Annotated in this window: 20 protein-coding genes and 1 pseudogene; 15 read left to right on the forward strand and 6 right to left on the reverse strand. The window is 61.5% G+C overall.

What is annotated here, in order from left to right; genetic code table 11:
* Positions 1–137 precede the first annotated feature (137 nt).
* The 8 genes from livH (at position 138) to CAF80_RS02750 (ending at position 6,423) form a co-directional block, all read left to right on the forward strand.
* Entirely contained in the window at positions 138–1,061 is a 924-nt protein-coding gene (gene livH / locus CAF80_RS02715) for a high-affinity branched-chain amino acid ABC transporter permease LivH (RefSeq protein ID WP_007959165.1), read from the forward strand.
* Entirely contained in the window at positions 1,058–2,314 is a 1,257-nt protein-coding gene (locus CAF80_RS02720; protein WP_039771392.1) for a high-affinity branched-chain amino acid ABC transporter permease LivM, read from the forward strand. Before livH ends, CAF80_RS02720 begins: the two co-directional genes overlap by 4 nt.
* A complete protein-coding gene (gene livG / locus CAF80_RS02725; protein ID WP_007959160.1) occupies positions 2,311–3,078 on the forward strand; it encodes a high-affinity branched-chain amino acid ABC transporter ATP-binding protein LivG in 768 nt (255 codons plus the stop codon). Before CAF80_RS02720 ends, livG begins: the two co-directional genes overlap by 4 nt.
* Positions 3,079–3,780: an ABC transporter ATP-binding protein gene (locus CAF80_RS02730; RefSeq protein ID WP_003222380.1), complete on the forward strand. Its 702-nt coding sequence runs from the start codon at positions 3,079–3,081 to the stop codon at positions 3,778–3,780.
* 157 nt (positions 3,781–3,937) lie between these two features.
* A complete protein-coding gene (locus CAF80_RS02735) occupies positions 3,938–4,243 on the forward strand; it encodes a DUF2282 domain-containing protein (protein ID WP_011332799.1) in 306 nt (101 codons plus the stop codon).
* A gap of 25 nt (positions 4,244–4,268) precedes the next feature.
* The gene (locus CAF80_RS02740; protein WP_085666960.1) at positions 4,269–5,156 is read left to right on the forward strand and encodes a DUF692 domain-containing protein; all 888 of its coding nucleotides are present in this window, start codon (positions 4,269–4,271) and stop codon (positions 5,154–5,156) included.
* Complete coding sequence (locus CAF80_RS02745; protein WP_085666816.1) at positions 5,153–5,911, forward strand: DUF2063 domain-containing protein; 759 nt, start codon at positions 5,153–5,155, stop codon at positions 5,909–5,911. Before CAF80_RS02740 ends, CAF80_RS02745 begins: the two co-directional genes overlap by 4 nt.
* Positions 5,908–6,423 (forward strand): DoxX family protein, encoded by a 516-nt coding sequence (locus tag CAF80_RS02750; RefSeq protein WP_085666817.1) that lies wholly within the window; start codon positions 5,908–5,910, stop codon positions 6,421–6,423. Before CAF80_RS02745 ends, CAF80_RS02750 begins: the two co-directional genes overlap by 4 nt.
* Here CAF80_RS02750 and CAF80_RS02755 read toward each other — a convergent pair.
* Entirely contained in the window at positions 6,372–7,280 is a 909-nt protein-coding gene (locus tag CAF80_RS02755) for a LysR family transcriptional regulator (RefSeq protein ID WP_085666818.1), read from the reverse strand. The two genes, CAF80_RS02750 and CAF80_RS02755, sit on opposite strands and share 52 nt — an antisense overlap.
* Positions 7,281–7,383: 103 nt before the next feature.
* On the opposite strand from CAF80_RS02755, the gene CAF80_RS02760 reads away from it, so the two are divergent.
* From CAF80_RS02760 to CAF80_RS02770, 3 genes are all read left to right on the forward strand, one after another.
* A complete protein-coding gene (locus tag CAF80_RS02760) occupies positions 7,384–7,983 on the forward strand; it encodes a short chain dehydrogenase (protein WP_085666819.1) in 600 nt (199 codons plus the stop codon).
* 59 nt (positions 7,984–8,042) lie between these two features.
* Positions 8,043–8,696, forward strand: a complete 654-nt coding sequence (locus CAF80_RS02765) for a COG3650 family protein (RefSeq protein ID WP_064593947.1) — start codon at positions 8,043–8,045, stop codon at positions 8,694–8,696.
* A gap of 95 nt (positions 8,697–8,791) precedes the next feature.
* On the forward strand, positions 8,792–10,405 hold the full coding sequence (locus tag CAF80_RS02770) for an NAD(P)/FAD-dependent oxidoreductase (protein WP_085666820.1): 1,614 nt from the start codon (positions 8,792–8,794) through the stop codon (positions 10,403–10,405).
* A gap of 51 nt (positions 10,406–10,456) precedes the next feature.
* Here the strand turns inward: CAF80_RS02770 and CAF80_RS02775 are convergent, their stop codons facing one another.
* On the reverse strand, positions 10,457–11,551 hold the full coding sequence (locus CAF80_RS02775; RefSeq protein WP_039771378.1) for a PLP-dependent cysteine synthase family protein: 1,095 nt from the start codon (positions 11,549–11,551) through the stop codon (positions 10,457–10,459).
* A 246-nt stretch (positions 11,552–11,797) separates the two neighbouring features.
* Between CAF80_RS02775 and nhaA the strand changes: the two genes are divergently transcribed.
* The 3 genes and pseudogenes from nhaA to CAF80_RS02790 all read left to right on the forward strand — a co-directional run bounded on the left by nhaA (position 11,798) and on the right by CAF80_RS02790 (position 14,557).
* The gene (gene nhaA, locus CAF80_RS02780) at positions 11,798–12,982 is read left to right on the forward strand and encodes a Na+/H+ antiporter NhaA (protein WP_039771376.1); all 1,185 of its coding nucleotides are present in this window, start codon (positions 11,798–11,800) and stop codon (positions 12,980–12,982) included.
* A gap of 119 nt (positions 12,983–13,101) precedes the next feature.
* Positions 13,102–14,287 (forward strand): annotated as a pseudogene (locus tag CAF80_RS02785) (S-type pyocin domain-containing protein).
* A gap of 18 nt (positions 14,288–14,305) precedes the next feature.
* A complete protein-coding gene (locus tag CAF80_RS02790) occupies positions 14,306–14,557 on the forward strand; it encodes a pyocin S6 family toxin immunity protein (RefSeq protein ID WP_039771372.1) in 252 nt (83 codons plus the stop codon).
* Positions 14,558–14,620: 63 nt separating this feature from the next.
* Here the strand turns inward: CAF80_RS02790 and CAF80_RS02795 are convergent, their stop codons facing one another.
* Positions 14,621–15,085 carry a glycine zipper 2TM domain-containing protein gene (locus CAF80_RS02795; protein ID WP_007969461.1) on the reverse strand — a complete coding sequence of 155 codons (465 nt, stop codon included), beginning with the start codon at positions 15,083–15,085 and terminating at the stop codon, positions 14,621–14,623.
* 166 nt (positions 15,086–15,251) lie between these two features.
* Here CAF80_RS02795 and CAF80_RS02800 point away from each other — a divergent pair, with 166 nt between their 5' ends.
* A complete protein-coding gene (locus CAF80_RS02800) occupies positions 15,252–15,488 on the forward strand; it encodes a hypothetical protein (RefSeq protein WP_007959143.1) in 237 nt (78 codons plus the stop codon).
* Between the two features lie 5 nt (positions 15,489–15,493).
* Here CAF80_RS02800 and pdxH read toward each other — a convergent pair whose 3' ends face one another.
* From pdxH to CAF80_RS02815, 3 genes are all read right to left on the reverse strand, one after another.
* Positions 15,494–16,141: a pyridoxamine 5'-phosphate oxidase gene (gene pdxH, locus CAF80_RS02805; RefSeq protein WP_085666821.1), complete on the reverse strand. Its 648-nt coding sequence runs from the start codon at positions 16,139–16,141 to the stop codon at positions 15,494–15,496.
* Positions 16,142–16,165: 24 nt separating this feature from the next.
* Complete coding sequence (locus tag CAF80_RS02810) at positions 16,166–17,272, reverse strand: OmpA family protein (protein ID WP_085666822.1); 1,107 nt, start codon at positions 17,270–17,272, stop codon at positions 16,166–16,168.
* A gap of 113 nt (positions 17,273–17,385) precedes the next feature.
* Complete coding sequence (locus tag CAF80_RS02815) at positions 17,386–18,531, reverse strand: serine hydrolase domain-containing protein (protein ID WP_085666823.1); 1,146 nt, start codon at positions 18,529–18,531, stop codon at positions 17,386–17,388.
* Positions 18,532–18,606 lie beyond the last annotated feature (75 nt).

Genomic DNA, 18,606 nt, shown 5'->3' on the forward strand with positions numbered 1-18,606 from the left:
CCCCACCTGAAAATCTCAAAACCGTCATCAGCGGTTCGCTGGCAAAACCCGGATTCGAAGTGGATAAAGATCCACGGGACCGGGCGGGAAAATGACTCCACCAGTGAAATGCGTATCAGGTTTTTAGGAGCGCTGTAATGCCTGACATCTATCACTTCTTCCAACAGCTGGTTAACGGCTTGAACGTTGGCAGCATGTATGCCCTGATCGCCATCGGCTACACGATGGTCTACGGCATCATTGGAATGATCAACTTCGCCCACGGCGAGGTGTACATGATCGGTTCCTACGTGGCGTTCATCGCCATCGCCGGGCTGACCATGATGGGACTCGAAAGCGTCCCGCTGCTGATGACCGTGGCGTTCATCGCCAGCATCGTCGTCACCAGTTCCTACGGTTACAGCATCGAACGCATTGCCTACCGCCCGTTGCGCGGCAGCAACCGTCTGATCCCGCTGATTTCCGCGATCGGTATGTCGATCTTCCTGCAGAACACGGTTCTGCTGGCGCAAGACTCCAAGGACAAAGCAATCCCCAACCTGATTCCGGGCAACTTCGCCTTCGGCCCGGGTGGCGCACATGAAGTGCTGATTTCCTACATGCAAATCGTGGTGTTCGTGGTGACCCTGATCGCCATGCTCGGCCTCACGCTGTTCATCTCCCGCTCTCGCCTGGGCCGCGCCTGCCGCGCCTGCGCCGAAGACATCAAGATGGCCAACCTGCTGGGCATCAACACCAACAACATCATCGCCCTGACCTTCGTCATCGGTGCTGCGCTGGCGGCCGTCGCGGCCGTGCTGCTGAGCATGCAATACGGCGTGATCAACCCGAACGCCGGTTTCCTCGTCGGCCTCAAGGCCTTCACCGCCGCAGTACTGGGCGGGATCGGCAGCATCCCCGGCGCCATGCTCGGCGGGCTGGTGCTCGGGGTGGCGGAAGCCTTTGGCGCCGATATCTTCGGTGACCAGTACAAGGACGTCGTGGCTTTCGGCTTGTTGGTTCTGGTGCTGTTGTTCCGTCCGACCGGCATTCTGGGCCGTCCGGAGGTTGAGAAAGTATGACTAGGAATCTTAAACAGGCGCTGTTCAGCGCCTTGCTGGTCTGGGCCGTGGCCTATCCGGTACTGGGTCTGAAACTGACCATCGTCGGCATCAACCTGGAAGTGCACAACACCAGCCCGGCCATTCTGGCGACCATCGCCATCTGCTCGGTGCTGATGTTCCTGCGAGTGCTGTTCAACCAGCAGATCAGCAAGGCGTGGCGTTCTTCGCCTGGCATGCCGCTGATCCCGGCCAAGGCCAGCAACTTCCTGACCCTGCCTTCCACCCAGCGCTACTTCATCATCGCGCTGATCATCGGTGCGCTGGTGTGGCCGTTCTTCGGCTCCCGCGGCGCAGTGGATATCGCGACGCTGATCCTGATCTACGTGATGCTCGGCCTGGGCCTGAACATCGTGGTCGGTCTGGCCGGTCTGCTCGACCTGGGTTACGTCGGTTTCTACGCCGTCGGCGCCTACAGCTACGCGTTGCTGTCGCACTACTACGGCCTGAGCTTCTGGATCTGCCTGCCGATTGCCGGTCTGATGGCGGCGACGTTCGGCTTCCTGCTCGGCTTCCCGGTGTTGCGTCTGCGCGGCGACTACCTGGCGATCGTGACCCTCGGTTTCGGGGAAATCATCCGCCTGTTCCTGCGTAACCTGACCGACATCACCGGCGGCCCGAACGGCATCAGCAACATCGAGAAACCGACGTTCTTCGGCCTGACCTTCGAACGCAAGGCTGCGGAAGGCCTGCAAACCTTCCACGAGTATTTCGGCCTGCAATACAACTCGATCAACAAGGTGATCTTCCTCTACCTGGTTGCCCTGCTGCTGGCGCTGGCGGCGCTGTTCATCATCAACCGCCTGCTGCGCATGCCGATCGGCCGTGCGTGGGAAGCACTGCGTGAAGATGAAATCGCCTGCCGCGCGCTGGGTCTCAACCCGACCGTGATCAAGCTCTCGGCGTTCACCCTGGGCGCGAGCTTCGCCGGTTTCGCCGGCAGCTTCTTCGCCGCCCGTCAGGGTCTGGTGACGCCGGAATCGTTCACCTTCATCGAGTCCGCCATCATCCTCGCCATCGTGGTGCTGGGTGGCATGGGCTCGCAGTTGGGCGTGATTCTCGCGGCCGTGGTGATGATCCTGCTGCCGGAAATGATGCGTGAGTTCAGTGAGTACCGCATGTTGATGTTCGGCGCCCTGATGGTGCTGATGATGATCTGGCGACCTCAAGGTCTGCTGCCCATGCAACGTCCTCACATGGAGCTGCGCAAATGAGCCGCGAGATCCTGAAAGTCGAAAATCTGAGCATGCGCTTCGGCGGCCTGCTGGCGGTCAACGGCGTGGCCCTGACCGTGAAGGAAAAACAGGTGGTGGCACTGATCGGGCCGAACGGCGCCGGCAAGACCACCGTGTTCAACTGCCTGACCGGTTTCTACCAGCCATCGGGCGGCAGCATCCTGCTGGACGGCGAGCCGATCCACGGCCTGCCGGGCCACAAGATCGCCCTCAAAGGCGTGGTGCGCACCTTCCAGAACGTGCGCCTGTTCAAGGACATGACGGCGGTCGAGAATCTGTTGATCGCCCAGCACCGTCACCTGAACACCAACTTCCTGTCCGGCCTGTTCAAGACCCCGGCGTTTCGCAAGAGCGAGCGCGAGGCCATGGAGTTCGCCGAGTACTGGCTGGAAAAGGTCAACCTGAAAGAGTTCGCCAACCGCCCCGCCGGCACCCTGGCCTACGGTCAGCAGCGTCGTCTGGAAATCGCCCGCTGCATGATGACCCGTCCGCGGATCCTCATGCTCGACGAACCGGCCGCCGGCCTGAACCCGAAGGAAACCGAAGACCTCAAGGCGCTGATCAGCGTGCTGCGTGAAGAGCACAACGTGACCGTGCTGCTGATCGAACACGACATGAAACTGGTCATGAGCATTTCCGACCACATCGTCGTAATCAACCAGGGCACGCCCCTGGCCGACGGCACGCCGGAACAGATCCGCGACAATCCTGAAGTGATCAAAGCCTACCTGGGGGAAGCGTAAATGCTGCAGTTCGAAAACGTTTCCACCTTCTACGGCAAGATCCAGGCGCTGCACAGCGTCAACGTCGAAGTCCGCCAGGGCGAGATCGTGACCCTGATCGGCGCCAACGGTGCCGGCAAGTCCACGCTGCTGATGACGCTGTGCGGTTCGCCGCAGGCCCACAGCGGCAGCATCCGCTACATGGGTGAGGAACTGGTCGGCCAGGACTCGTCGCAAATCATGCGCAAGAGCATCGCCGTGGTGCCGGAAGGTCGTCGGGTGTTTGCCCGTCTGACCGTCGAAGAAAACCTGTCCATGGGCGGATTCTTCACCGACAAGGGCGACTATCAGGAACAGATGGACAAGGTTCTCGGACTTTTCCCACGCCTGAAAGAACGCTTCAACCAGCGCGGCGGCACCATGTCCGGCGGCGAACAGCAAATGCTCGCCATCGGCCGTGCGCTGATGAGCAAGCCGAAACTGCTGCTGCTCGACGAACCGTCGCTGGGCCTGGCACCGATCATCATCCAGCAGATCTTCGACATCATCGAACAGCTGCGCAAGGACGGTGTGACGGTGTTCCTGGTCGAGCAGAACGCCAACCAGGCGCTGAAAATCGCTGACCGTGCGTACGTTCTGGAGAACGGCCGGGTGGTGATGCAAGGCACCGGAGAAGCGCTGCTGACCGACCCGAAAGTACGCGAGGCGTACCTCGGCGGTTGATGGATCGCTTCAAACAGAAAACGGCCTTCGGGCCGTTTTTTTTGTGCCCGGCAAAAAACTTTTACCGATCGCTGTAACGCATCGCCGAGTCGTTTCTCTAGTGGGGCAAGCAAGCGCAATCGCTTGTTCAAACCCAAGTTCAAACCGGAGAAACATCATGACTGCTACCACCCGCACCCTGTCCGCCACCGCCCTGGTTCTGGCCCTCGGTTCCGCCCTGAGCATCGCTGCCGTCTCCACCGCCCACGCCGCTGACGACAACATGGAAAAATGCTTCGGCGTGGCCATGAAAGGCAAGAACGATTGCGCCGCAGGCGCGGGCACCACCTGTGCCGGCACCGCGAAAATGGATCATCAGGCCAACGCCTGGAAGCTGGTTCCGAAAGGCACCTGCACCACCACCGAAAGCAAAACCTCGCCGACCGGTTTCGGTCAGCTCGAAGCGTTCAAAGCCAAGTCCTGATCCGGGAGCCGCCCGAGTGTCGATCATGATCACATCCCGCGACCATGCCTTGCGCCGCACTCGGGCAGCCCTCACCGGGCTCCCGTCCCGTGCCGGGCTGGGGCTCAAGAGCGAGCACTTCAGCGAAGTGCTCGATTCACGTCCGGACATCGGATTCTTTGAAGTCCACGCCGAAAACTACATGGTGGCCGGCGGCCCGTTTCACCATTTTCTGGGTTTGATCCGCGACGCGTATCCGCTGTCGTTGCATGGGGTCGGGCTGTCCATCGGGGCCGAAGGCCCGCTGGATGTCCAGCACCTCAAACGCCTGGCCGCGCTGATCGAGCGCTATCAACCCCACTCCTTTTCCGAACACCTGGCCTGGTCGAGCCATGGCCCGGTGTTCCTTAATGACCTGCTGCCCCTGGCTTACGACACGCCGACGCTGAACCGCGTCTGCGACCACATCGACCAGGTACAAAGCACCCTCAAACGTCCGATGCTGCTGGAAAACCCGGCGACCTACCTGGCATTCGAGCGCTCGACAATCGACGAAGCGGACTTCATCCGCGAAGTCATCCGGCGTACTGGCTGCGGGCTGTTGCTGGACGTGAACAATGTCTACGTCTCGTGCATCAACCATCAACGCGATCCCCTGGCTTACCTCGATGCACTGCCGCTGCACGCGGTGGGCGAGATACATCTGGCCGGGTTTGCCGAAGACTCCGACAGCCTCGGTGATCGCTTGCTCATCGACGATCACGGTGCGCCGATCGATCAAGCGGTCTGGTCGTTGTACCGGCAAGCGCTGGAACGTGTCGGCCCGGTGGCGACGCTGATCGAACGGGACAATCAGGTGCCGGCCCTCAACGTGCTGTTGGCGGAAGCGCAGCAGGCCGATGAGCTGTTGCTGTGCGCGGGAGGTCGGCCATGAACACTCAAGCCGCATTCAGCGCAGCGTTGCTCGATATCGACCTGCCCTGCCCCGAGGGTTTGTGCAGTGCCAACGGCGCCGATCCGGCCAGCCGTTTCGCGGTGTACCGCAACAACGTGCAGGGTTCGTTGATCAATGCACTGGCCGACAGTTATCCCGTGGTGATGCAGCTGGTGGGGGACGAATTCTTCCGGGCCATGGCCGGAATTTTCGTGCAAAGCCGTCCGCCCCACAGTCCGTTGATGAGCGACTACGGCAGTGAGCTGGAGGATTTCCTCAGAGGCTTCGAACCAGCCTCGAGCGTTCCCTATCTGGCCGACGTCGCAAGGCTGGAACGCCTGCGTACGCTGGCCTATCACGCGGCCGATGCGTTGCCTCTGAGTCAGGAGCGGATCGCTGCCGTATTCGCAGATGCCGATGCGCTGAATGAACTGCGCATTGGCGTGCACCCTTCGCTGTATCTGCTCGATTCAAACTTCGCCGTGGTGGACATCTGGGCCGCGCATCAGCACGACGCGACCCTGGCCGGGATCGATCTCAATCACGCCCAACACGCGCTGATCCTGCGCAACGGACTGGAGGTCGAGGTGTTCGCCGTGGAGCTCGGCGCCAGCCAGTTCATTCGCCAGCTCAAGGCCGGCCTGTCACTCACGCAGGCTCTGGAATCCGCCGAGGCCTTCGACCTCAGCCAGACCCTCGCCCTGCTGATCAGTCGCCAAGTCATCACTCATTTCCATCCAAAGGTGTCGTCATGAACAGCCTCATTGTCCGCGCCATCGCGCTGCTGGAAAAAATCCCCCACAGTCTGATCGCTTTCATCGCGCGTTTTTCCATCGCAGCGGTGTTCTGGAAATCCGGGCAGACCAAGGTCGAAGGGCTGGCCGTCGACCTGATCGATGGCACCTTCGAGTTCGGCTGGCCGCATCTGGCGGACTCGACGATTCCGCTGTTCAAGAGCGAGTACCACGTGCCGCTGCTGTCGCCGGAAATCGCCGCGCATCTGGCCGCGTTTGCCGAGCACTTTTTCCCGGTCCTGATCCTGATTGGCTTCGCCACGCGCTTTTCGGCGTTGGCATTGCTGGGCATGACCCTGACCATTCAACTGTTCGTGTATCCGGATGCCTACCCGACCCACGGCACCTGGATGGCGGTGTTGCTGTACCTGATGGCCACCGGGCCGGGAAAAGTGTCGATCGATCACCTGATCGCCCGGCACTACAACCGGTCCAGCGCCTCGCCGCTGAGCTTGAACCAGCCGATCAGATAATCCGCCAGCACTTGGGTGCGTTTCGGTAACCCGCCCTGGTACGGATGCACCAGGTACATCGGCATGCGGCGGGTCTGAAAATCGCGAAGGAGCCAGCGCAATCGGCCGTCAGCCAATTCCGCCTGCAGCAGATAGGAAGGCAGGCGGGCAATGCCGGCGCCAGCCAGAGCGGCTTTCTTCAACAGGTTGTAGTGATTGCTGGCGAACGGCCCCGACACCCGCACCCGCAGCAGTTCGTGCTGCTGGTGATAAAGCCATTCCTCGCGACCGCTGTAGTGACTGTTGAGCAGGCAACGGTGTTCGGCCAGCGCCTGCGGCGTCAGCGGCTCACCAAAGCGCTCCAGATATTCAGGGCTGGCGCAGGTCATTTCCTGCCAGGCCAGCAACGGCTTGGCCACCAGTCGCTCGTCATTGGCCACTTCAGTGCGGATCGCCAGATCGAAACCTTCGCGGGACAGGTCTCGGTAGCTGTTGCTCAGCTCCAGTTCGATCTGCACTTCAGGGTATTTCCGGGAAAACTCCAGCAGCAGACCGTCGAAGAAGGTTTCCCCCAGCGACACCGGAACCGTCATACGCACCGGGCCGGCCATGTCGTCCTTCAATCGCGCCAAAGCCTGACGCGCCCGCTCCACCTGGACTACAAGTGCCTGAGCCTGTGGCAATAACGCCGCGCCGGCCGCTGTCAGGCTCAGCCGACGCGTGGTGCGTTGCAGCAACACCACGGAAAACCGCGCCTCCAGCTGACTGATGCGCTTGGACAACTGTCCCTTGCTGCATCCCAGTTGCTGCGCCGCCAGGGTAAAACTGCCGGCTTCGATCAACACTGCGAACGCCGCCAGATCATCCATCTCGCTCATGGATTGTTTCCATTTGAAAACCAAAGGTTGCCCATTAGTGCGCTTATCCGCAGAAAAAACCACTCTAGACTGAAACCTCGTTCAATCACTTGAGGCAATCACGATGAAAATTCTGTTGATCGGCGCGGGCGGCACCATCGGTTCGGCCGTGGACAAAGAGCTGTCGCAGCGTCATGAAGTCATTCGTATCGGTCGCAGCAGCGGCGATTTGCAGGTGGATATCAGCGACAGCGCATCGATCCGCAAGCTGTTCGAACAGACCGGCAAGTTCGACGCGCTGGTCTGCGCCGCCGGCAACGTAACCTTCGCCCCGTTGGGTGACATGACCGAAGACAGCTTCGCCCTCGGCCTGAAAGACAAGTTGATGGGCCAGGTCAATCTGCTGCTGATCGGCCGCGAATTCGCCAACGACGGCGCCTCGTTCACCTTCACCACCGGCGTGCTCAGCCACGATCCGATCCGCAGCGGCGCCTCGGCTGCACTGGTCAACGGCGCGCTGGACAGCTTCGTGCGCGCCGCCGCCATCGAACTGCCACGCGGCCTGCGCGTGAACTCGATCAGCCCGACCGTGCTGGTCGAAGCCATGGGCAGCTACGCCCCGTACTTCCGTGGCTACAAGCCGGTTCCTGCGGCGGATGTGGCATTGGCCTACGCCAAGAGTGTCGAAGGCTTGCAGACAGGTCAGACATTTCACGTGGGCTAAACCCTTGTGATGAACGGTCAGCCTGCGTAACGTGGCGGCACTTGTCTGGAGAGCCGAAGATGCGTGTTGCCCGTTCCCTGATCGTTGTTGCCCTGCTCCCGTTGTTTGCCGCGTGCCAGTTGTTCGATGGGGCGCGGGAAAGCGCCTCCCACGTCGGCCAGACGCGGATGCAGGGGCAACTGACCGCTGCCGACGGCAAACTGGTGTTCCAGGCCTGCGGCGAGCAGCGCCAATACGTAGTCAATGACATCGGCGGCACCAGCGTCCTGCAAGAGGCCGCCACGCTGGCCGATGAGCAGGGCAAACTGTTCGCCGACGTGCGCGGAAAGATCGCCGGCGACCGCCTCGACCTGACCCAGCTCTATCGCGTCGAACGCTCCGGCACTGCCTGCGACGATCCCAACTTCAAACAGCTGATCCTGCGCGCCGCCGGCCATGGTCCGGAATGGAACGTAAAAGTCAGCGGCAAGGGCCTGGTCATCGACCGCGAAGGCCAGCCGCCGCTCGCCGTGCCTTACGTCGAAGAACAACTGGGCGATGGCCGCTTCAACCTCAGCAGCGAAGCCAACAACCAGCGCATCGAACTGTGGGTGGCGCCGCAGCGCTGCGTCGACAGCAGCACCGGCAGCGTGCAGCACATGAGCGCCGAGTTGCGTATCGACGGCCAGGTACAGCGCGGTTGCGGGTATTTCGGCGGCTCGCGCAACGACTGATCGTTTTACCCTCACGGGATCCGGCCGATGCGGCTTATAATCGCCGCCTTCAAACGCCCTGGCGCAGTTGTGCGCCCCGCGAACCGGATCCTGTCATGTTACGAATCACCGAACTCAAGCTGCCGATCGACCATCCCGACGAAGACCTGCGCGCTGCCATCGTGCAACGCCTGGGCATTGCCAGCGATGACCTGCTCGACTTCACCTTGTTCAAGCGCAGCTACGATGCGCGCAAAAAGTCCTCCGAACTGTGCTTCATCTACACCATCGACCTCGAAGTGCGCGACGAGGCCAAAGTGTTGGGCAAGTTCGCCGACGACCGTAACGTCAACGTGGCGCCGGATGTCAGCTACAAATTCGTCGGCCAGGCGCCGAGCGACCTGAGCCAGCGCCCGATCGTGGTCGGTTTCGGTCCGTGCGGGATCTTCGCCGGCCTGCTGCTGGCGCAGATGGGCTTCAAGCCGATCATCCTCGAACGCGGCACCGAAGTGCGCCAGCGCACCAAGGACACCTGGGGCCTGTGGCGCAAAAGCGTGCTCAACCCCGAGTCCAACGTGCAGTTCGGCGAAGGCGGCGCGGGCACGTTCTCCGACGGCAAGCTGTACAGCCAGATCAAGGATCCGAAATTCCTCGGCCGTAAAGTCCTGCACGAGTTCGTCAAGGCCGGTGCGCCGGAAGAAATCCTCTACGTCAGCAAACCGCACATCGGTACGTTCCGTCTGACCGGCATGGTCGAGACCATGCGCGAAGAAATCCGCGCTCTCGGCGGTGAAGTGCGCTTCCAGGAACGCGTCACCGACGTGCTGATCGAAGACGGCCAACTGGTCGGCGTCGAGCTGGCCAGCGGCGAAATCCTGCATTCGAAACACGTGGTCCTGGCCCTCGGCCACAGTGCCCGCGACACCTTCCGCATGCTCCACAGCCGTGGCGTGTTCATGGAAGCCAAGCCGTTCTCGGTGGGTTTCCGGATCGAGCACCCGCAATCGCTGATCGACCGCGCGCGTCTGGGCAAGTACGCCGGTCACCCCAAGTTGGGCGCCGCCGACTACAAACTGGTGCACCACGCCAGGAACGGCCGTTCGGTCTACAGCTTCTGCATGTGCCCGGGCGGCACCGTGGTGGCGGCGACCTCCGAGCCGAACCGCGTGGTCACCAACGGCATGAGCCAGTACTCGCGTAATGAGCGCAACGCAAACTCCGGCATCGTCGTCGGCATCACTCCTGAAGTCGATTATCCGGGCGGCCCGCTGGCCGGGATCGAGTTGCAGGAACGTCTGGAGTCCCACGCCTTCATCCTCGGCGGCAGTGACTACAAGGCACCGGCGCAACTGGTCGGCGACTTCATCAACGACATTCCTTCGACTGAACTGGGCGAAGTCGAACCGTCGTACAAACCGGGCGTGGCCCTGGGCGATCTGGCCCTTGCCCTGCCGGACTTCGCCATCGAAGCGATCCGCGAAGCACTGCCAGCGTTCGAGAAGCAGATACGCGGTTATTCGCTGCACGATGCAGTGCTGACCGGAATCGAGACCCGCACCTCGTCACCGCTGCGCATCACGCGTAACGAGGCGCTGCAGAGCATGAACGTCAAAGGGCTGTTCCCGGCCGGTGAAGGCGCGGGTTATGCGGGCGGGATTCTGTCGGCGGGTGTTGACGGGATTCGGATTGCGGAAGCAGTGGCGCGTGACATCCTCGGTCTCGAGGCCTGACACCGGAAAATTGTGGGAGCGGGCTTGCTCCCACATCAGGTTCCGGGTGTATCAAATATTGGCGCGCAGAACCGAGGTCGGCAGCGCCTCACCCCTCTCGGCACTCGCCGCTACAGCCGCCATCAATCCCTCCAGCTCATAGCCCTGCGCCTTGAGCCACGCCTGATCGTAATAGGTGTCCGCATAGCGCTCGCCGCCATCGCACAGGATCGCCACGATCGAGCCTGACTCCCCCGCCGCTTTCATCTGCTGCGCCGCCATCAGCGCGCCGATCAGGTTGGTGCCGCTCGACCCGCCCACATGCCGGCCCAGACGCTGCGCCAGGTAATGCATGGCCGCCAGCGACAACGCATCCGGCACCTTGACCATCGCGTCGATCACCTTGGGCAGGAACGACGCCTCCACCCGAGGCCGGCCGATGCCTTCGATCCGCGAACCGTGGTCCAGACGCAAACTCGCGTCGCCAGTCTGGTAAAAATCGAAGAACACCGAACGCTCGGCATCAGCGCACAGCACGCGGGTGCAGTGCTGGCGATAACGCACGTAACGCCCGAGGGTCGCGGTGGTACCGCCGGTGCCGGGGCTGGAGATCAGCCAGGCCGGGCATGGATGCTGTTCGTAGCGCATTTGCTGGAAGATCGATTCGGCGATGTTGTTGTTCGCCCGCCAGTCAGTGGCGCGTTCGGCGTAGGTGAACTGGTCGATGAAGTGACCGTCGTGTTCGCGGGCCAGGCGTTCGGATTCGGCGTAGATCTGGGTCGGATCATCCACCAGATGACTCTGGCCACCGTAGAAGGCGATCTGCGCAATCTTTTCCTTGGAAGTGGTCGCCGGCATCACCGCAATGAACGGCAGGCCGAGCATCCGCGCGAAGTACGCTTCGGAAATCGCCGTCGAACCACTGGACGCCTCGATCACCGGCGCGCCGGGCTTGAGCCAGCCGTTACACAAGGCGTAGAGAAACAGCGAACGGGCCAGTCGATGCTTGAGGCTGCCGGTCGGGTGGCTGGACTCGTCCTTGAAATACAACTCGATGCCCGGAAAACCCGGCAGCGGCAAGGGGATCAGGTGGGTGTCGGCGCTGCGCTGGAAGTCCGCTTCGATGATCCGGATGGCTTCGCGGGCCCACTGTCGGTTGTCGCTCATGGCTGTCGTTCTCGTTGAATCGGGCAGAAGTGCCTTTACAGGCTCAGCCCCCAAGCTTAGGAAAAAACCTACGGCACCGACAGATACAGCTGAACTTCAATCCCTTGGGCAACTGCTAGGCTCTCCTGCACGTGGGGGCCGATGCCTGTAACCATATATAACAAAAAAGAATATAACTTTTGTTTTAACAACTAACGGTACGGGTTAGGGTGTGCCACCTTTTGACTTTATCGATGGAGAGCGACCTTGCCTCTGCGTAGCACTTTCACGCGTTTCTTTCAGTTGGAAGCTGCCAGCGGTCTGTTACTGATCGCCGCAGCCATCCTGGCTCTGATCATTAACAACTCGCCGCTGTCGTGGTTGTACAACGGCCTGCTCGACACCCCGGTGGTGGCGCAGATCGGCGCGTTGAAGATCGCCAAACCCTTGCTGCTGTGGATCAACGACGGTCTGATGGCGCTGTTCTTCCTGCTGATCGGCCTGGAAGTGAAGCGCGAAGTCCTCGACGGCCAGCTGTCGAAACCGTCGCAGATCGTCCTGCCCGGCGCGGCGGCCATCGGCGGCATGCTGGTGCCGGCGCTGATCTACTGGTTTCTCAACCGTGACAATCCCGCAGCCCTGGATGGCTGGGCGATTCCGACCGCCACCGACATCGCCTTCGCCCTTGGCGTACTGGCCTTGCTCGGCAAGCGCGTGCCGGTGTCGCTGAAGCTGTTCCTGATGACCCTGGCAATCATCGATGACCTCGGTGCCATCGTGATCATTGCGATCTTCTACTCCGGTGAGCTCTCGACCCTGTCGCTGGGCCTGGCGGCGGCGTGCATCACGGCGCTGGTGGCGATGAACCGGCTCGGCGTGGTCAAGCTCGGGCCGTACATGATCATCGGTCTGATCCTCTGGGTCTGCGTGCTCAAGAGCGGTGTCCATGCGACGCTGGCCGGTGTGACCCTGGCGTTCTGCATCCCGCTGCGCACCAAGAATGCCGAGCCTTCGCCGCTGCTGACCCTCGAACACGCGCTGCACCCGTGGGTCGCCTACGGCATTCTGCCGCTGTTCGCCTTCGCCAACGCCGGCCTGTCGCTGACTGGCGTCACCGCCGAAAGCTTCACCCACCATGTCCCGATGGGCATCGCCGTCGGCCTGCTGCTGGGCAAGACCCTCGGCGTGTTCGGCCTGACCTGGCTCGCCGTAAAAATCGGCATCGCCGCCCTGCCCCAAGGCGCCAACTGGGGCCAGGTGCTGGGCGTGGCGATCCTCTGCGGGATCGGCTTCACCATGAGCCTGTTTGTCGGCTCCCTCGCCTTCGTGCCGGGCGCCAGTGAATACGCCGGGATGGACCGGATGGGCATTCTCACCGGGTCGGTGTTCGCGGCATTGATCGGTTATGCGGTGACATTGGCGGCGAGCAGAAAGAACAGCGCGCTGCGATAGCCGTAGCGAACAATCCCCACGTCTTTAGAGATACGTCCTACAGCCACGATTTTCCTGCTTCGTTAACGTCGTGCAGCCCCTTGCGAGGGGTTGCCGATGCATGAACGAAAGGACAATTAGTGGCTGGTCAAAAGGACATTCCCCGGGTTCCCAACCCACCGGCAGGCGACGGGCATCACGTTACCTACCGCTACATGACGGCCACCGAACTAGCCGATCAGCAAGAACGACAAGACAAGTACGACGCCATGCTAGCGAGGCAGGACGCCTTCGAGCGTAGCCGTGAGGTGGCGGCGAACAAGCCTGAGCCGGTGCGCGGGCTGCGTATTTGCCAAGTCCTGCAAGTTGCCGGACGCGATCATCGATTACTCGAATCCTTCGGGGATGGTGCCGACTGACAGCCTGAAGGATTACGGCGAGCTGATTTTGCTCGGTGGCCGGGAAGCCGATGGCAGCGGCGGGGTTGAGCTCAAGAAAATCAGCGGCACCGCCATTCCTGCGGGGCTGGGCACTTTTTCCCTTGCCGGTGAGGCGTTCAAGGCATTGCCCGCGATGGCCTCCGCCGCTGTCATCAGTCCGTTGCTCGGGCTGGTGGCGATGTTCGTGCCCTCGAACCTGGGCGACAGCGCGCTCTATACCGAAGACCAGTTGCTCGCCCTCAAACAGGCCCGAACCCGTGTGCGCTTGCGCGTTGAACAGCAGGCCGATGGCAGCCTTAAGGGCTACGACTTCTACACCGGCAAGAATCGCGATTGGGAGATGGTTGATGTTGTGCAGTTCGCTGCACGCGATAGCCGGTTTGTCGCAGACCTTGGTGAAGGTGTTGAGCTGGTCTGGACGCCTGCCGTGGATGGTTCCGACATTCTTGGTATTCCGGAACTGGAGGCTGCTCCGCAGGCGCCGCATATCTGGGTGTACCCGCCGACGAAAGCGGCGGACGGGATTCTGGTGAATCCGGTTTATCCGCCGGAGTATCGGGATTTCATATTGGTGTTTCCGGCGGAGTCCGGGGTTAAGCCGCTGTACATTGTTGTCAGCAAACCTGGAGACCATAAGTACTACGATGATCCCGAAACACTTCCTGCGTTCCCCGACACTCAAAGGGTGAAGTCAAAGGCCTCAGTACGAGGTGGTGGGAAAAAGAGAGCCCGCTGGCTTGATGGAAAAGGCCGGATATATGAATGGGACTCCAAAACCGGCGCTATTGAGCTGTACGACAAGCTGGGAATTCATTTGGGAGAATTCAATCATTTGACCGGAGAGCGAACAAAAAAAGCAAAGCCAGGCAGAACGACTCCCAAATAACTCACTAAAGAGAAAGAGATGCGCTATTTATCGATCACCGGATTTTTCCCCGATGAGAAACAGGATGACTCGTTGCAATTCGAGCTTAAGGTCAAAGACTACGGATTGAGCCAAGCGTTAGCGCAAATCACTGAATCCAAACCACTTGAGGAAATAGAACCAGGAGAGCTGGAGATGACAGAGAGTCAGGTCAGACAGGCAGCTGAGCTACTTAAAGTCGACTTTCCGCAAGGCTTGGAATACTTCATTGGTACTCGTGCGAGCTCGTGAACATATAAAGAAAAACCCCGACCAGTCACCTGATCGGGGTTTTCTTTTACCGCTCGTTTGCGATTAGTGCGAAACGCGGCTGGTCCCGCCAACGGTCGAAATCCGTACCCGCTCACCCACGCGGAACACTTCATTCTCCTGCACTTGCTGCACATAGGCGCGCATGCTGCCGTCGTCTTCACGTACGGTGATTTCAACACCTTGGGTGCGGGTCAGGCCTTCTTCGGTGGCCGAACCGATCAGGCCGCCGGCCACGGCACCGATAACGGCTGCAACGATGCTGCCTTTGCCGCCGCCGATCGCGCTGCCACCGACGCCGCCAACCACTGCACCGGCAGCGCCGCCGATCGGGGTCTTGGTGCCTTCAATTTTCACCGGACGCAGGGATTCGATGGTGCCCATGCGAATCGTCTGCACGCGACGCGCTTCGTCACGGGAGTAGGAGTCACCGGTCAGGCTCGACTGGCAGCCGGTCAGCAACATCGCCATCGTGGAAAAGGAAGCAACCAGCAGAACAGACTTACGCATAGCATCAACTCCAAAGGACAGGTATTCATTAAACTCCGCAGCTTGACGCCTGTCACGGCGTCGCCCGGATTAAGTTGCTTTCATTCAGGCCCGGTACAGGCGCCCGCGAACTCACCCAACAGTAGCGCCAAATTCCATTTCCTGCGCCGCCGACCCAAGGATTTCCATGGATTACTTCATCATTGTCGTCACCACAGCCGCCGGCCTGTACTTTCATTGGTGGCTGTATGTGCGGATCAAACGCTGGATGGATCGCGATCTGGCATTGTCACTGGCCGGCAAGGATGAAGGCAAACGCGCCTTCATGCTCGAACGGCTGAAGCAGGCTCAGGCGCAGAAGATCAAGCGCCGGGACCTGCCGAAGTGGCTTGAGGCCGCTGCGGCAGGCTATCCCGCTCGGTAGACTGCTCAGGGTGCCAGACGTTCAAGAATCCAGTCGGCGCCCTGCACACGGTAGTTGAGGCGATCGTGCAGACGGCTCGCGCGGCCCTGCCAGAACTCGATGCGCTCGGGGAGCAGGCGGTAACCGCCCCAGTGTTCCGGGCAGTGAGGCTGAGTGTCGGTGAAGCGTTGCTCGGTCGCCTTGAGCAAGTCTTCCAGTTCACCCCGGCCGTTGATCACCCGGCTCTGCGATGACGCCCAGGCGCCGAGTCGGCTCCCCAGCGGTCGCACCTGATAGTACGCATCCGACTCTTCGGGCGTGACCTTCACCACCCGCCCTTCGATCCGCACCTGGCGCTCCAGGGTCGGCCAGAAGAATGTCATGGCAGCAAACGGGTTCGCCGCCAGATGCTGGCCCTTGGCGCTTTCGTAGTTGGTGAAGAAGGTGAAGCCCTGCTCGTCCAGCCCCTTGAGCAGCAGAATGCGGCAATGCGGACGGCCGTCCGCATCCACCGTGGCCAGGGTCATCGCGTTGGCTTCCACTGGCGCCTGTTCGGTTTTCACCGCTTCGGCAAACCACTGGTGAAACAACGCAAAGGGCTCGGCCGGGGCTTGCGCCTCGGTCAGGCCGTCCCGGGTGTAATCACGACGCATATCTGCCAGAGACTGGGTCACGGCGCATTCCTTTTCGTTAGCGGATCACTTTTTGGTGGTATCGGTCGCAGCGACTTTCTTGTCGGTTGCAGCGGCTTTGGCGGGTGCGGTCTTTTTCGCCGGAGCCTTGGCCGGGGCCTTCTTCGCTGGAGCCTTGGCAGCAGCTTTCTTGGCCGGAGCCTTTTTGGTGGCCGGTACGGCGGCCTTCTTCGCAGCCGGCGCCGGGGTTACCGGTTTGGCGGCAGGCTTGACGTCCTGGGCGGCGACCATGGTCACCGGCTTAGGTGCTGGCATGTTGTATTTGCTCAGCAGCGCGACCATGGTGTTTTGCGGAGTCACCAGCAGTTCGACACGGCGGTTCAGGGCACGGCCCTCAACGCTGTCGTTGGCGGCACGCGGTGCTTCAGAACCCATGCCGCGCAACATCAGGCGATCACGCTGCAGGCCGCTGAGGCGGAAGATCGCCGCCACAGCCTGGGCGCGTTCCTGGCTCAACTTGACGTTGGCCGGAGCGGCGCCGGTGGTGTCACTGTGACCGAGCACCAGTACGGCGGTTTTCGGGTCGGCTTCGAGGATTTTCGCCACGCGGGTGAACGGGCCGAGAGTCACTGGCAGCAGCATGGCCGGGCGATCCGGGTTGAACGAGCCTTCCACCGGCGCGGTCACGACCAGCACGTTTTCACGGCGTTCGAGTTGCAGATTGCTGTCCTTGATCGCGGTGCGCAGGCGCGGTTCGTAATCATCCAGCCAGGCTTGAGTGACTTTCGGATCGGGCATCGGCACGACTTTGGCCGTGTCCTGCTCCTTGCCGCCAAACGGCCACCACCATTTGCCGCCCTTGTCGGCCTCAGCCTTGGCGACTTCGACCGGTTTTGCTTCGGGCTTGGCTTCAGCTTTCACTTCTGGCTTGGCTGCCGCCGAGTCGTCCGAGCCAAACGGCCAGTACCACGGACTGCTGCTCTCAGCCTTGGCCACCGGCGCGGTGGCGGCCGGTTTCAACGGCGCAGGCGCCGGAGCCGGCTCCTTGGCTGCGACTTTGTCGGAAGAACCGAACGGCCACCAGCTGCCGCCATCGGCGTCGTTCTTCGGAGTCTGTGCACAACCGGTCATTGCGAAACACAGGGCCAGGGCGAGAGTTTGTTTGGACGACATTGGAAACCCACAAAAATAATTAGTGAACAATCAGAGGACTTTCGCCCGGATAAACAGACGCTTTGAAACGAAATTCGCCATGAGGTTCCGGCCCTGGAACCTCGGACGACGCTTTACAGACAAGTGGCAAGTACCCGCGCCAGCTTCTGCGCGCGCGGATCCATCAGGACATACGGCCCAAGGGTATTTGTCACAAATCCGAAGGCCACATCGTGCTCCGGATCAGCAAAACCGATGGAACCACCCGCACCCGGATGCCCGAATGCACGCGGGCCGAGGCCGTAAGTGGCATTCGGCACGTCGGGTTGATCAAGCATGCAACCGAGACCGAAACGGGTGCGGGTCAGCAAGGTCTTGTCCTCGCCGAGGCTGTGTTCACGGGTCAGTTCGTCGAGCATTTCGCTTTCCAGCAGGCTGCCGTCGAGCAGACCGGCGTAGAACCCGGCCAGACTGCGCGCATTGCCGTGGCCGTTGGCCGCCGGTTGCTGCATGCGGCGCCATTCCGGCTTGTTGGTGCTGGTGAGCACCGACGGCGGATTGGTGAAGGCCCGAGTGCTCATCGCTGTTGGTTCGCGCATGGTGACTTGCAGCAGGCGCTGGGCGGCGGCGTCGCCAGTGTTGCCTTTGCCACGGGCAATGTGCGCCACGCGATGGAATTCTTCGTCGGCCAGACCGACATGAAAATCCAGCCCCAAAGGTTTGGCGACCCGCGCGACGATCGACTCCCCCGGTCCACGACCGTCGGCGCGCCGCAGCAATTCGCCGATCAGCCAGCCGTAGGTGATCGCGGCATAGCCGTGACCGGTGCCCGGCGTCCACCACGGTGCTTCGGCCGCGAGGGCGTCGACCATGGTTTGCCAGTCGTACAGCGCTTCCGGTGCCAGCAATTCGCGCAGGGCCGGCAGACCGGCCTGATGGCAAAGCAGTTGGCGCAGTGTGACGGTTTCCTTGCCGGCGGCGGCGAATTCCGGCCAGTAACGGGCGACCGGCGCATCGAGCTGCAACTTGCCTTCGGCGACCAGTTGCAGCGCGGTGACCGCGGTGAAGGTCTTGGTGCAGGAGAACAGATTGGCGATGGTGTCGCTGTGCCAGGCCTCGGCGCCGTCCTTGTCGGCGGTGCCGGACCAGAGGTCGAGGACGGTTTCCCCGCCGACCCGGATGCACAACGCGGCGCCGCGTTCCTGGGGATCGTCGAACAGTGCGGCGAAGGCCTCGCGCACCGCTTCGAATTGAAGCTCGTAATGTCCCTGAATCTGCACCCGCAACTCCCCCGCGAAAACGCTCTACAAAGTGGCCCGCATTGTTCCAGCCCGTGAGGCTTTTGGGAACCGCTG

This window comes from Pseudomonas sp. B34(2017) (genome assembly GCF_002112915.1).
Taxonomy (GTDB): Bacteria; Pseudomonadota; Gammaproteobacteria; order Pseudomonadales; family Pseudomonadaceae; genus Aquipseudomonas; species Aquipseudomonas pharyngis.

Coding starts and splice junctions, on each gene's coding strand:
- livH (WP_007959165.1), top strand. CDS start 138: ATGCCTGACATCTATCACTTCTTCCAACAGCTGGTTAACGGCTTGAAC.
- CAF80_RS02720 (WP_039771392.1), top strand. CDS start 1,058: ATGACTAGGAATCTTAAACAGGCGCTGTTCAGCGCCTTGCTGGTCTGG.
- livG (WP_007959160.1), top strand. CDS start 2,311: ATGAGCCGCGAGATCCTGAAAGTCGAAAATCTGAGCATGCGCTTCGGC.
- CAF80_RS02730 (WP_003222380.1), top strand. CDS start 3,079: ATGCTGCAGTTCGAAAACGTTTCCACCTTCTACGGCAAGATCCAGGCG.
- CAF80_RS02735 (WP_011332799.1), top strand. CDS start 3,938: ATGACTGCTACCACCCGCACCCTGTCCGCCACCGCCCTGGTTCTGGCC.
- CAF80_RS02740 (WP_085666960.1), top strand. CDS start 4,269: ATGATCACATCCCGCGACCATGCCTTGCGCCGCACTCGGGCAGCCCTC.
- CAF80_RS02745 (WP_085666816.1), top strand. CDS start 5,153: ATGAACACTCAAGCCGCATTCAGCGCAGCGTTGCTCGATATCGACCTG.
- CAF80_RS02750 (WP_085666817.1), top strand. CDS start 5,908: ATGAACAGCCTCATTGTCCGCGCCATCGCGCTGCTGGAAAAAATCCCC.
- CAF80_RS02755 (WP_085666818.1), bottom strand. CDS start 7,280: ATGAGCGAGATGGATGATCTGGCGGCGTTCGCAGTGTTGATCGAAGCC.
- CAF80_RS02760 (WP_085666819.1), top strand. CDS start 7,384: ATGAAAATTCTGTTGATCGGCGCGGGCGGCACCATCGGTTCGGCCGTG.
- CAF80_RS02765 (WP_064593947.1), top strand. CDS start 8,043: ATGCGTGTTGCCCGTTCCCTGATCGTTGTTGCCCTGCTCCCGTTGTTT.
- CAF80_RS02770 (WP_085666820.1), top strand. CDS start 8,792: ATGTTACGAATCACCGAACTCAAGCTGCCGATCGACCATCCCGACGAA.
- CAF80_RS02775 (WP_039771378.1), bottom strand. CDS start 11,551: ATGAGCGACAACCGACAGTGGGCCCGCGAAGCCATCCGGATCATCGAA.
- CAF80_RS02790 (WP_039771372.1), top strand. CDS start 14,306: ATGCGCTATTTATCGATCACCGGATTTTTCCCCGATGAGAAACAGGAT.
- CAF80_RS02795 (WP_007969461.1), bottom strand. CDS start 15,085: ATGCGTAAGTCTGTTCTGCTGGTTGCTTCCTTTTCCACGATGGCGATG.
- CAF80_RS02800 (WP_007959143.1), top strand. CDS start 15,252: ATGGATTACTTCATCATTGTCGTCACCACAGCCGCCGGCCTGTACTTT.
- CAF80_RS02810 (WP_085666822.1), bottom strand. CDS start 17,272: ATGTCGTCCAAACAAACTCTCGCCCTGGCCCTGTGTTTCGCAATGACC.